General features: G+C 49.1%; 7 protein-coding genes, 1 pseudogene and 1 CRISPR repeat array. Of the genes and pseudogenes, 4 read left to right on the forward strand and 4 right to left on the reverse strand.

The window, feature by feature from the left end; genetic code table 11:
- Window positions 1-25: 25 nt before the first annotated feature.
- Both M2298_RS27595 and M2298_RS27600 read left to right on the forward strand, forming a co-directional pair.
- Window positions 26-535: a type I-A CRISPR-associated protein Cas5 gene (locus tag M2298_RS27595; protein ID WP_141254171.1), complete on the forward strand. Its 510-nt coding sequence runs from the start codon at window positions 26-28 to the stop codon at window positions 533-535.
- Between the two features lie 345 nt (window positions 536-880).
- Window positions 881-1,651: direct repeats of the CRISPR family, unit length 37 nt; unit sequence GTTACATTGAGGACCCGAGGAACGAGGGGACTGAAAC.
- Between the two features lie 633 nt (window positions 1,652-2,284).
- A complete protein-coding gene (locus M2298_RS27600) occupies window positions 2,285-6,757 on the forward strand; it encodes an anthrax toxin-like adenylyl cyclase domain-containing protein (protein ID WP_280649343.1) in 4,473 nt (1,490 codons plus the stop codon).
- An 85-nt stretch (window positions 6,758-6,842) separates the two neighbouring features.
- Here the strand turns inward: M2298_RS27600 and M2298_RS27605 are convergent, their stop codons facing one another.
- The 4 genes from M2298_RS27605 to M2298_RS27620 are packed head-to-tail and all read right to left on the reverse strand — an operon-like array spanning window position 6,843 to window position 8,954.
- Window positions 6,843-7,379 (reverse strand): phage tail protein, encoded by a 537-nt coding sequence (locus M2298_RS27605; RefSeq protein ID WP_122965903.1) that lies wholly within the window; start codon window positions 7,377-7,379, stop codon window positions 6,843-6,845.
- Between the two features lie 15 nt (window positions 7,380-7,394).
- The gene (locus M2298_RS27610) at window positions 7,395-7,892 is read right to left on the reverse strand and encodes a phage tail protein (protein ID WP_280649344.1); all 498 of its coding nucleotides are present in this window, start codon (window positions 7,890-7,892) and stop codon (window positions 7,395-7,397) included.
- A gap of 42 nt (window positions 7,893-7,934) precedes the next feature.
- Window positions 7,935-8,441: a phage tail protein gene (locus M2298_RS27615; protein ID WP_122965905.1), complete on the reverse strand. Its 507-nt coding sequence runs from the start codon at window positions 8,439-8,441 to the stop codon at window positions 7,935-7,937.
- Window positions 8,442-8,465: 24 nt separating this feature from the next.
- On the reverse strand, window positions 8,466-8,954 hold the full coding sequence (locus M2298_RS27620) for a GNAT family N-acetyltransferase (RefSeq protein WP_280649345.1): 489 nt from the start codon (window positions 8,952-8,954) through the stop codon (window positions 8,466-8,468).
- Window positions 8,955-9,651: 697 nt separating this feature from the next.
- On the opposite strand from M2298_RS27620, the pseudogene M2298_RS28330 reads away from it, so the two are divergent.
- Window positions 9,652-10,323 (forward strand): annotated as a pseudogene (locus tag M2298_RS28330) (WD40/YVTN/BNR-like repeat-containing protein); the annotation flags it as partial.
- A 168-nt stretch (window positions 10,324-10,491) separates the two neighbouring features.
- Window positions 10,492-12,038, forward strand: a 1,547-nt coding sequence (locus M2298_RS27625; protein WP_280649346.1) for a chitobiase/beta-hexosaminidase C-terminal domain-containing protein, incomplete at its 3' end; no start/stop codon positions are given.

Here is a 12,038-nt window from a genome sequence, read left to right on the forward strand (position 1 = left end):
AGAAATCTTTTCCTGGATTCGCGATTTGGATATCCGGTTTGAGCCACCCAAACAGGCCATTGTGAATAACAGTTTCGTCAAAATTCAAACGGAGCCAAAAGACAAAAAGGCAGGACCTGCGTTCATCTCTTCCGTAGGGTTTCGCGAGTATGTTTTCTTTGAGGGAGAGCTTGCCATCGCGATCCAAACAAGGGAGCTTGCCGAACAGCAAGTGTCTTTGTTGAAGGAGTTGCTGCTCCATTTGCATTATTTGGGGAAACGAGGAAGCTTTCTGCAAGCGGTGGGTCAAGAAGTATGCGAGAAATTGGGGCAAACTTTCAGTGCCTTGCTTGGAGAACCAACCGCATTCAGTGAATGCGTGGTGATGCAATACCTCGATGACATGGGACCCAAGGCAACCTTTGAAAGCATCAGTTCTTTTGATGGTACGAGTGCAAAGATGGGACGAGACCGAGTTATGAAAACAGTGTTTATTCCGTATCACCAAAAGCGGGCAAGCAGGGATTTTACTTGGTATACGCGTGAAGAAAGTTAAGTGGTTTGGTTGGAGCAGGGGCAGAAGACAGAAGGCTGCCCCTTCCCTTTTAGGTGAAGAGATTGGTTGTGGTGTTGTTGTCAGGAAAAGATGGAAGGGTCTTATAAAAATGGGGAAAATGATTTATTATTGACATGAGAGTACATTGTTATGCAGAAGAAAGTGAATACTAAGGCTAGGTATTAGGGGTAGCGGAAAAGCAATACAGACGAAAAAAGGGATTTTCGAGGATCGAGCGTGTTTTTTGGCGGAAATGCAATCCTCGAAAAAAGTGAGGAATGCTTAGGGCTGTGAACGCGTGTAAAGCCTTGGTATTACTGAGTTTAGTTGTGCCGATCGAGGTCGGTTACATTGAGGACCCGAGGAACGAGGGGACTGAAACGCAGATAGGCCGTACAGAGGCGGTAAGACGATCAACGTTACATTGAGGACCCGAGGAACGAGGGGACTGAAACTGGACATTAAAAACATCACAGTGACACCGCTGGTGGAGTTACATTGAGGACCCGAGGAACGAGGGGACTGAAACTCCTGTTAGTTGCCGTTTTTTACGTTACTCTGTCCAGTTACATTGAGGACCCGAGGAACGAGGGGACTGAAACAGACTACGAGGATATGATCGATGTTCTCCGCGAGGTGTTACATTGAGGACCCGAGGAACGAGGGGACTGAAACATCTCGATAAAGCTTGATCGATTCCGCATCCACGGCGTTACATTGAGGACCCGAGGAACGAGGGGACTGAAACGGCTTGTGGAGCCAACCGAAGAAGTTGGAGCAGTTGTTACATTGAGGACCCGAGGAACGAGGGGACTGAAACCGTCTGGCGATGATTCTTTACCAACATTCGAATCTTTAGTTACATTGAGGACCCGAGGAACGAGGGGACTGAAACAGATTATTTCATGACAGCGTCTGGCCGATCAAAACTGGTTACATTGAGGACCCGAGGAACGAGGGGACTGAAACTTCTATGACGCGAAGGTCGCCGAGGGCGTGTCCCCAGTTACATCGAAGACCCGAAAAGTTAGGGGACTGAAACCCAGATGGCCGCTGCTGCGCCAGAACGCCTCGCTCGCGTTACATCGAAGACCCGAAAAGTTAGGGGACTGAAACCGCCGCGCCATCGTAAACAATTCGCTTAATTTGTAGATGTTACATCGAAGACCCGAAAAGCTAGGAGACTGAAGCTTCCAGCAAGCCAGTCATGATGCTTGTCCTTGACGGCGTTACATCGAAAACTCAAATACAAGTAAACTAACCCCAATCCCCCTATGAGGCCCTCCCGCAAGAAAATCTTGTAAAATGCTTCTGCACAATTGCAAATGGCACCCCAACTTGACACAGCCCCCTTCCCAGCTCTCGTTGTATTGCTGAAAATAATCGAATTTCAATCCCCTAACTTTCCAGCTCTGTCATACAAAAGTAATCAGGTAAGGTTACCCCTCGACTGCGAGGTTAGTTTCAGTCCCCTTGCCACCCACCTCCCTCCCCCAAAAATCCCCCCTATATATTCCTTTTCCACCCCACTCATGCTATATTATTAGGAAATAAGTCCCATTTCCCCATCTTTCGACAAAATGCCTCGCAATGTTTCACAAAACACCCAATACTCAAACACCTTTTTACCCAAACCAAACCCAATCTAAAAACCCAAAGACACAAGGCTCTCTTTCAGTAAAAGTGGCAGCGGGACTTCTATTTTTACGGATCGGCAAGCCGAGTGTCTTTTTCATGGAGGTGGAAAGCATGTCGAAACTCGTTGAAGTACAAGCGGAGGAGCTGCGCAAGGACGGGATTCCTCTCGCCTACGTTCAGGCGTTTTTGCAGGCAGCGAAGAAAAACGACTCGATTGTCATTACACGCGCGCCTGGTCTGGCAAGCGAAGGGTTGCTTGCAGAAGGGTACGATGCAAAAGGAAAACAGATTCAAGCTATGCCGAGCAAATCGGGACCGATGACTGGTTTTGTGTGCCTCGATCCTTTGCTGAATCCGGATGGCTTGCCAGGATGGTTGGCGACACAAAAGCGCAACAAGCAGTCCCTAAGCAAAAAAGAGGGAGAACAGGCTTGCTCGGCAAGTCCGTTGGTCATATCGGACAAGCGTTTGGACTGGCTGATAAACGAGCAGAAATGGAAGGCGAACAAAGAGAGCGAGAAGCTTTACAGCGGAACCGTCACATTGCCTGCCAAGGAAGGGGGAGCCGGGGAGGCGACTGCTTTTTCGGTTGTTCTCGTCAAACAAAAAGAGGATCGCTGGGCGCTCTACTATGACGTGTTTGCGGCATATGGCTTGAAATACGAGGCGGACTTCGAGCAAGATGCGGTTTCGACCCTCGCAAATGCTTGCACGAAAATGCTGGGCGAAGCGATTAAGGAAGAAGGCAAGCAGGAAGTTGCCGCGTTTTTCAAAGAGATCAAGAAGTATCTCGAAGCGGACAAAGCTTTGGAAAACCCGTATGCCCATTACCGCCCTGTGTATGGCCTGACAAATCCTGTGGCGCCGTATGCTGAGGACGAGAAATATCGGAATTGTGTGACCAACGATATTGGTTTGTTTTCCATCTGGCCGAAAAAGGCAGAGCGAGTCAAAGAGCAAGTAACGGCCATTACCAAGGAGCTTACCACCGCCATTTTTCCCGCACCAAAAGAAGGGCAGGGCGCCAAAGTGCCGGCATCCCTGACCCGTTTCGCTCTGACTCCGGCAGTCGGGCGGCCTGTCATCGATTCGACAGACAGCCTAATTGCGTTTTCCCCCAACGGTCATGTATATCGCCTCACAGATACCAAACAGCTTGCGGAATGGATCAACGAGTGTCACGGATCGGGCTATACCATTTTGCTTGAAGAGAAGTGGAAAAATGATTGGCTGCCGCATGTAAAAGAGGTCCAGGACAAAGTAACCTGGTCGAGTTTTTCGGGCGAAGGAAAAGAAGCGCCAGCAAAGGACGGCAAAGCCGAAGAGAGCAAAGAGAAGGAAGCGCAAGAGAAAACAACAAGCAAAGACATCAAGATGCAAGCGTTGAAAGAAAAGGAAGAACAGCTCGCCATTCGCGCAAAAGAAATAGAGCTGTTGAAAAAAGAAAAAGCGTTGGACGACGAAGCGGCCAAGCTGCACGACAGCAATGATCTGCGGCAAAACTTGATCAATAAAGTAAAGGTAGCGATCCCTAAGCTGATGGGCAAGGAAGAGCTGGGGCCGACATTGAAAGACATCAAGTCGGATGACTTCGCGAAAAAAGAAGACACGAGTCTCATTCAACTGAGCGTCATCAAAGAGAAGAAAGACCCGCAATTGAGCGACTTTTTCATGCTTCATAAAAATTTGCGCGACGATTTGCTGGATCGCACCGGGTTTTTCCGCGGCATTGTGATCGACTACAGCTACCCGGAGATCATGCAGCAAAGTTTTCGCAACGTATTGGCGAGCACTACGGAGCAAGTCAAGCAGCAGGAGATTGTCCCAACGGAAGTGTACTACCGCAAACCGAGATATTCGGGGTATTTCGATAATCAGTACACGTTTTCGGAGTTGGTTCACCAGCTTCAGAAAAATGGCGTCTCCAACTTCGGCGCATCGCTCACGATCGCTGCGGCTGTTCCTTCTTTCGGTGCCGGCGTCGGGGTGGGCTACTCGCAATCCGATGAAAAGAGCACCAGTTCTTCCAAGCAAGTGAAAACGGTGTACATTACCAGCAGCTATTTGCTGCCAAAGGTAGAGCTGTCGTTTAACTACTTGGTGCCATGCGCCAGTGAAGAGTTTGTCAGCGAGATCAAAAAACTGCTGGCTTCCGCCAAGAAAGATTCGTCTAAGGCGAGAAGCTTCCAAAGCCCGCTTGACCGTTTGTTGCTTGTGTTGAAATCGTTTGGGCATTTTGTGCCGACTACCAGCACGCTCGGCGGCAAACTGATTGCCAGTGACGCCAAAGAGCTGCAACAAACGAGCGATGTCAAAGATGTCGTCAGCAAATATGCGGCAGAAGCAAAAATATCTTTGAAAAAGATGGGCGTGGGAGTGGAGGCGGAAACGAACTATTCTTCTGGAGAGCGCGAGCAGCAGCAGGACAAAGCCAAGAATGAGAGCCAGTCGATGACGTTTACCGCGATTGGCGGAGAAGGCACGTTTATTAGCAATGCCAATGAATGGGCCAACTCTGTAGCTCCTTATACCGAGTGGAGCCTGATCAGCTCTGACGGCTTGCTGCCGAGCATCGATTTGCTCCCGGCTTCTTTGTATGAAGCTTGCGTCAACTTGTTGAAATCGGAAGTAGAGACGTTGACAGCCCAGCAGCTCATGCAAAAAAACGCCCATTTCCTGTTCTACGGAAAGTATTACGATTTGATCGGCAAGTACGCGAAAAAAGAGTATTTCTACATCGCCAGCAAAAACAAGCAAGTGCTTTCCTTGGAGGATGCCAATCCTGTGGATGGTACAAAAGTCGAGCTGGCTGTGGGGAAAAACGGCGATCACCAGCTGTGGCATATGTCTCCGCTCGGACATATCGTCAGCAAAGCATCTACGGACGAGACGGAATATGTGCTGACAATGCCGGAAGTCGTTTCGGAAGAGGCATTTTTGCCTTTGATTGTCTCAGTAAAAGGGCGCTCGCAAAATCAGGTATGGGATGCGAAAGGCGGCCGCATTTTGCTGAACAATCCTGCCGTCAAAGGCGAGTACACGGTGTCCTTGCGCGATGACGATAAAGTAGGAGTCGCTGCCAAGAGCGCGAACGCGAACAACAGCACTTACGCCCAAACGTGGACGATGATCCAGGCGGCTGAACAGGAATTTGCCCAAGAGGCTGGACAAGAAGAGGTGTACTTTGTCATTTCGAGCCGATATAAAAAAGGCTATGTCATGACAGTGCGCGACGGAGAAGGCGGAACGGCGAAAGAGCAGGCTGAGATCGTGTTTGCTCCGCATGTGAGCAGCCGCAATCAACTGTGGTATACGAAGGAAAACAGCGATGAAATCTACAGTGCGCTTACCAGCTCGAATGGGAATCCGTTTGTGTTGGCAAATGTCAACAACAAGCTGGTGCTTAAAGAAAAATTTGCTCTGAAGACGAAGACGGATCACATGTGGGAGTTTACCAGCGATGGACTGAAGCACACCAGATCAGGGCAATACGCGATTGTCGAAAAGGACAAGGATACGCAAGGTTCTCCGATCGTTTTGGCAGAAAAAGGGGATTGGCGAACATTGAGCTGGGTGAAGCAGATCGTCGCCCAAAATCCGGCAGATGCTTATGCGAAAGTGTGCAAGACGACTTCCTCCCAGGATGGACTCGATCTTGGATTGAAACGGTTGCTCGTGTCCACAGCTCCGCTCGCCATCAACGGGAAAATAAGAGGGATCGGATTTGTTTGCCGGACAGGCGGAAGTACGCAATGGGACATGCTGGTTCCGCGAGTGTTTGTCGAGCGTGACGGTCGGAGGACGTGGGTGGAAGAAACGCGTTCGTATGACGAGTTGCGCAACAGCGGCCAGTATTTTGATTTCGAATATTCCCAGTATATCGATGAAAATCCGCTGTTGCTTCCGGCTAATCAGAACATAAAGGCGTTTTCGTTCTACCAAAAAGGCGGCAACCGGCTTGCGATCAGGGTACAGGCAGACAATGGCGAATGGCTCGAAAATACGAACACGAGCAACGATCATTATTTCCACGTTGGAGATACCAAGGTTACGTATCAGTCATTCGTCAATGACACCGCAGCAGAGACAATCGGCTTGGCTTTTGCCAGAGTCGACAACAGGCTTTACATCGAGACGATGACTCGGGGAGCAACGAGCGCCGAGGGGTATTTCCGCTTGCAGAGTCAGGTAGGGGACAAGCTTTTCCTGACGTTGAACAGCGACCGGAGAACGGTTAACTTGCAAAAACTGGCTCCAGGCAATGAGCAACTATGGCGCATGACAGCGGATGGATATATCGAGTGCCGCACTGCGAATCGCTCCGGGGAGAGGCTCGTATTGGATCATCCGAACTCTCCCAATCCGGTGTACGCTTTTACGATCAACGACGGGAAGACGCCCAATCAGCTCTGGGAATGGAAGGACGGCAAGCTGATCTGCAAGAAAGAGCCTGAGAAAGTGTTGAGGGCGAACCACTCAAGCGGAAGAGAAGGCACCCAGGTAATACTTTTGGAAGACGACGGAAAAATGTCTTCTCTGTGGGTACAGAAGATGGATGGGGTGTCGGCAGGTTTGGATAGTTAAGCTGGTCTAGGAAAAAAATATCCCGTCCCACTTGGCAAGAGTAGGACGGGATTTTTGCGTATGCGTAAAAATTTTTGATAAGTGCTTAGCCTCTGGACGGAAATTCGCCGCTCAAGCAGATGATGAAGTTTTGGGCGATAAACGGTTGCATGTTGTTGTGAGGTTGCGAACCGCCTGTTACGTTCAAAGCCATAGGAGACATTGGGACATTGGGAGTTGGATCGTAGTAGAGCGGTGCTCCGGAGAATGGATCTGGCTCAGGAGTTGGAGCCCAATAGCCATTTGTCGGAACAGTGGAATTGCCGGGATCTACAGTTGCCTGCGGGATGTGAGTGTGGGCAGGGATTTCGCTTGTCAACAGTGTTTCGTTCGCATTGCCAACTTTTTGTCCTACTGTACGATTGGTTAAACCGTATCCCTGACCTTGATTCATTACAGCGCTCCCCATCAAGTTTGGGAGAGCAAAGGTGGTTTTTCCATCTCCACCGTACTGAACTCCAAGAATGGAAAAAAGGGCAGTGTTTTGTTGAACGCTCATAAGCTGGCCATTACACAGCGCCCAGCCTTTAGGGGCGAAGTTTCCTGCAAAGATACGAATTTCTCCAATATAAGCATCTGCCATATGTACCGCCTCCTCTTAGTTTCTGCTTGGAAATATTCCTTGAATGGCCATGGCGTAGTTCATTACCAAATAAGGCTGCATGTTGTTATGGGGTTGACTTCCACCGGCTGTGGACAGTGTATTGGCATTCATTTGCTGGAGGTTTGCTGCCGGACCGTATGCGTTGGTTGCTGCTGCCCACACGTTGTTAGCCGCAGTAGAGAGTGTTGGTTCGACAGATGAACCGGCTACTTGATGGGTGTGTTGAGGCATTTCATTGATCGTTAAGGTATGATTGGCTTCACCTTGCGCGGTACCGAGCGGAATAGTAGAACTTACATGAATCGGTGTGCGCCCGCGGTAATCCGGGAGGGCAAACGTAGTTACTCCATCTCCGCCATACACAGCTCCGAGCAAAGAATAGAGTGCCTGATTTTGATTGATATTCAAAATCTGACCTTCGCAAAACATCCACCCGCGCGGGGCGTAATTATTGGCAAACAAACGAACTTCACCCAAAAACGGCTCAGACATGGTAGAATACCTCCTTTTATTCTCTAACATTGCTGCTGGATACTATGGCTGCGGCGGGAAGACTCCGTATAAAGAAATAATGAAGCTGATTGCGGTCGTAGGCATCATGTTGTTATGAGGTTGTCCCCCTCCGACGGGAGAGACTGACTGGGGATTCATGTTGCTAAGTGCGCTGGAAGACTCTACAGAAAAGGATAAATAAGGATTTTTGCTCCAGACATTATTGGCAGGAGTATCATCGTCCTGGTATTCAGGAATTGCATTGACCGTATGCGTGTGAACTGGCAGTTGATTGCTGACCAATGTGACGGTCTCTGTGCCGCTCTTGCTGCCTCGGGCGTAAGTGGTGTTAGGGTGGACCGGAACTCTTCCTTGCAAATCGGGCAGGGCAAAGGTTGTCTGACCATCGCCGCCGTAAGTCGTGCCAAGCAGGGCAAAAAGTGCTTCGTTCTCCGCTATGCTCACTAATTGACCGTTGCACAATGCCCAGCCTTGTGGGGCAAAGTTGCCTGCAAACATGCGGACTTCTCCAAGATAGGATTCACTCATACGGGTCACCTCTTGATTGTTTAATTATATAGAAGGCCCTTCATCAGATGATGTCGGAGTCCATTCCATGCTGATATGAAATCCTGAGCTGTCAATCGTTTGAAAACCTAGACGCTCATACAGATGTATCGCTCGATTCGTGGGTAATACGCTCAGGTGCAAGGGCCGTGAAGTGTCAGCAGCTTCCTGTTGCAGTTCACGAATCAGCGTGCAGCCAATTCCTTTATTACGATGATGGGGAAGCAGAGAGATGTCGACGAGGGTAATCTTTGTTTCGGTTCGTGCAATCATGATTCTGCCAGCCGGGATGTTCTCGGAGAAAATCAGCAGATGCTCCGCGTCAGGGTACTGGGTCGAGTAGGAATTTTTCTGGGCAAGAAACTGTAGCTGCAAAAACTGCTCCTGCATCTGCTTGTCCCACCCCCATGCTGCAAGTTCATCTGCACGGGTGCTTATGTACAGCTGAAGCAAAAAAGCTTCATCCGTTTTCTCAACCGCTCGTTTTTGAATCATCGTTCGTTCCTTTCAAAAGATCGAAATGTTTAGAGTTCTCGTCTCGCTAAGGGAATACGCTTTTTGTGAGGCATTTGCACGAGGGGAAACTGTTAACTAATGAAGCAATGAAGTTGTAGGGAACATGAGATGAAGAAATAGTTTGTGAAGAAACTAAGTGTGAGTATTTAGGTCTAAAGTAACCATAATCTACCTTTCAAAAGTAGCATAACTTTGAAGGGATAGGGAAGAGAGAAATGAAAAAAATGATGAATTTTGTAATATTAGGGTTCTGCGTTTTTTGAACGGAGTATGAACTTTATACTGAATTTATCGGATTTTCTGTCGAAAAGTGGCTCGGACAAAGATATAATGGTTGTACATCTGTTCAAGGCACTTATGGAAGTGTGTTTGAAATGCCCAGGCAAAGCATCATGAATGAAGGCGAGGAAAAAAGTCCTGCCTTTCATCGGCCACGATGTTGCCTTTATTTTTTGATAGGGAGGTTTTTGGTGAAAAAAAGCAATGCTAGTGCATGGGTAGTAAAAATCTCGGAGAATGAAATGTTTCAATTGCAATCAGGTCTTTTTCTAGTGGAATTATAGGATTGAGCAAGTTTCAAGTTTAGTAGGGAAGGGGAGGGAGTATGAGAGACAACTATCGTAAAATACGGACTTTATCCAAAATGATACTGGCTATCCTGTTAATTTTTACCTCTATGCAATTCGGTTCCCTGGTTTCCACGGCGTCTGCCGGGTCATGGACAGAGGTTAGCACAACTAACACAGGGTTGGGGGGGAGTTCGAGTTTGAAGCTTGGTTACCACGATGGCACATGGTTGGCATTTGCTTTAACGAGGGACTACTCTTCATCCACAAACGGAACGACATGGTCGAAGGCAGCAGCTCCATTAGATTGCGCTGTCAATGCTACCTATCATTTTAAAACGAAATGGATAGCGGCATGTTCGAATAGAGAAATCTATACTCTTAATGACGGTTTAGACCCAAAAGTAGCTGGCAATTGGGTAGAGCGGAAGGCTGGGGATGGGAAAACAGTCACATTCGCTGAAATTGCCAGTGATGGGGGGAAAGTAGTTACTGTTGCGAATAGCTCAGCAATTGTTCTTGTTTCAACTGATGGAGAGACATGGACGCAGCATACAGCGACAGGAACCGCTGGATTCAACTCGGTTACATACGGTGAAGGAAAGTTTGTGGCTGTGGGAAAAGAGCTAGGTAGCATTTATTCTTCTAACGATGGAGAAACATGGCAAAAGGTGAACACTGCTAGCCCGACGCAGCAACTCTATGGGATAGCATATGGAAATGGAGTATTTGTTGCCGTAGGTGCATCAAACTACCTGTATGCTTCTGATGATGGGGTCAACTGGACACAAAAGACAGCGCCAACAGGCATAGGCGGGATTTCCTATTCAACTGTAACTTTTGGTGAAGGTCATTTTTTTGCAGGCGGAACGAATCAGACCGTAATCAGCTCGCCAGATGGCTCCACTTGGTCGGTAGAAAATACAGGTGGAAGCAAAGCAGTATCGGCCGTGAAGATTGGAAATGGCAAGGTAGTGGCTTCAGGAGCTTCAGGATTACTTTTGGTAGGAAATGCTCCGATTAGCAGCCAAGCGCAAAAGCCGACAGCGAATCCGGCAGGCGGAGAAGTAGCGGCAGGGACGACAGTTACGTTGAGTACGAATACAGCAGGAGCCACGATTCACTACACCACAGATGGAAATGCCCCGACAGGAAGCAGCCCCGTGTACAGCACACCGATTCCCATCAACAGTGCGGTGACGATTAAAGCCATTGCCGTGAAAGCAGGCATGACGGACAGTGAGGTTATGAGTGAGAGTTACACCATTAAACCCCAGGCAGAAAAGCCAACAGCGAATCCGGCAGGCGGAGCAGTAGCGGCAGGAACGACAGTTACGTTGAGTACGAATACAGCAGGAGCCACGATTCACTACACCACAGATGGAAATGCCCCGACAGGAAGCAGCCCCGTGTACAGCACACCGATTCCCATCAACAGTGCGATGACGATAAAGGCGATTGCCGTGAAGGCAGACATGACGGACAGTACAGTAATGAGCGAGAGTTATACCATCATGCTGCAGGCAGAACAGCCAACGGCGAACCCGACAGGTGGAGCTGTAGCAGCAGGAACGACGGTTGCGTTGAATACGAATACAGCAGGAGCCACCATTCACTACACTACAGATGGAAATGCCCCAACAGGAAGTAGCCCCGTGTACAGCACACCGATTCCGGTCAACAGCGCGATGACGATTAAGGCGATTGCCGTGAAGGCAGGCATGACGGACAGTACAGTAATGAGCGAGAGTTATACCATCATGCCGCAGGCAGAACAGCCAACGGCGAACCCGACAGGTGGAGCTGTAGCAGCAGGAACGACGGTTGCGTTGAGTACGAATACAGCAGGAGCCACGATTCACTACACCACAGATGGAAATGCCCCGACAGGAAGTAGCCCCGTGTACAGCACACCGATTCCTATCAACAGTGCGATGACGATAAAGGCGATTGCCGTCTTGGCAGGCATGACCGACAGTACGGTTATGAGTGAGAGCTACACGATATTGCCACCGCCGCAAGTAGCGACTCCGACCGCAACACCAAGCAGTGGAGCTGTCCTAGTGGGAACCCCTGTCACACTGCAAACGACCACACCAGGAGCGACGATCTACTACACGACAGATGGCAACACGCCGACAACAAGCAGCAACGTATATAGCACACCTATTCCGATTAACAGTGCAGTCACGATCAAAGCAATAGCGGTTCTCGGAGGCATGACGGACAGTACAGTGATGAGTGAGAGCTACACGATATTGCCACTGCCGCAAGTAGCGACTCCGACCGCAACACCAAGCAGTGGAGCTGTCCTAGTGGGAACTCCTGTCACATTGCAAACGACCACACCGGGAGCGACGATCTACTACACAACAGACGGCAACACACCAACAACAAGCAGTAACGTATATAGCACACCTATTCCGATTAACAGTGCAGTCACGATCAAAGCAATAGCGGTTCTCGGAGGCATGACGGACAGTACAGTGATGAGTGA

Origin of the sequence: Brevibacillus sp. 1238 (genome assembly GCF_029892995.1) — a bacterium.
Lineage (GTDB): Bacteria > Bacillota > Bacilli > Brevibacillales > Brevibacillaceae > Brevibacillus > Brevibacillus parabrevis.

Bases quoted from the DNA above. Each gene is read 5' to 3' on its own strand.
- M2298_RS27600 (WP_280649343.1), top strand. From the start codon at position 2,285: ATGTCGAAACTCGTTGAAGTACAAGCGGAGGAGCTGCGCAAGGACGGG.
- M2298_RS27605 (WP_122965903.1), bottom strand. From the start codon at position 7,379: ATGGCAGATGCTTATATTGGAGAAATTCGTATCTTTGCAGGAAACTTC.
- M2298_RS27610 (WP_280649344.1), bottom strand. From the start codon at position 7,892: ATGTCTGAGCCGTTTTTGGGTGAAGTTCGTTTGTTTGCCAATAATTAC.
- M2298_RS27615 (WP_122965905.1), bottom strand. From the start codon at position 8,441: ATGAGTGAATCCTATCTTGGAGAAGTCCGCATGTTTGCAGGCAACTTT.
- M2298_RS27620 (WP_280649345.1), bottom strand. From the start codon at position 8,954: ATGATTCAAAAACGAGCGGTTGAGAAAACGGATGAAGCTTTTTTGCTT.